At 49.5% G+C, this 841-nt stretch carries 1 pseudogene; it reads left to right on the forward strand.

The features are described 5' to 3' along the window. Window positions 1-34: 34 nt before the first annotated feature. Window positions 35-838 (forward strand): annotated as a pseudogene (locus tag KIV40_RS32130) (3-phenylpropionate MFS transporter); the annotation flags it as partial. Window positions 839-841 lie beyond the last annotated feature (3 nt).

Here is an 841-nt window from a genome sequence, read left to right on the forward strand (position 1 = left end):
GCCATAATCCAACACCTTAAGTCGACTGTAGTAGTTGGATTATGGCCGCACAAGACTTTGGGGTTCGGTTGCATTTATTGCTGGCTCGACCGTGGTTGGTTATCTGGTGGCACAGTTTGGCACCGATATGATCTTGTATACGGCATTGGCTGGGGTGTTTGTATCTCTGATACTGGCAATGAGAAACCCGAACCTGATGCCAGTGACGCAATCCGAACAGCACCAAGTACGTCCAAAGTTAGGAGCGTTGATGCGTGAGCGCTCGGTTGTGAAGTTCCTTGCGTTGATGGCGTTATTGCAAGGTAGTCACGCTGCTTACTACAGTTTCAGTGCTATTTATTGGAAGGAAGCGGGCCACTCCGAAGCCATCATCGGCTACTTGTGGAGCTTAGGGGTCGTGGCTGAAGTGGGGGTGTTTGCATTAAGTAAGCATCTCTTCTCTGGCACGGCACTCAGAACGCTATTTGTTATTGCTGCACTGGGTGTGATTGCGCGTTGGGGTATTACGGCATCGACAACCGATATCTTTGGTTTGGTATTAGTGCAGTTGCTGCATGGTGTGACATTCGCAATGGCGCACATTGCTGCCATTCAGTACATCCAATCTGAAGAAGAGAATAAGATGGTGGCACTGCAAGCACTCTATAATGCGATTCCGCTTGGTGCGTTTATCGCATTGATGACCACTCTGAGTGGTTGGGGTTATGAATTGTGGGGCGCGAACATTTTCTGGGTGATGGCGGCAATGGGTGTACTGGCTCTGTTTATTAAGTTGGATGAGCGCAGTTCCGTGGTCGACGTCGAATTGGAAGCTGCGACAGCTAAAGCAGAGAATTAGAGC

This window comes from Vibrio sp. D173a, from assembly GCF_030248475.1.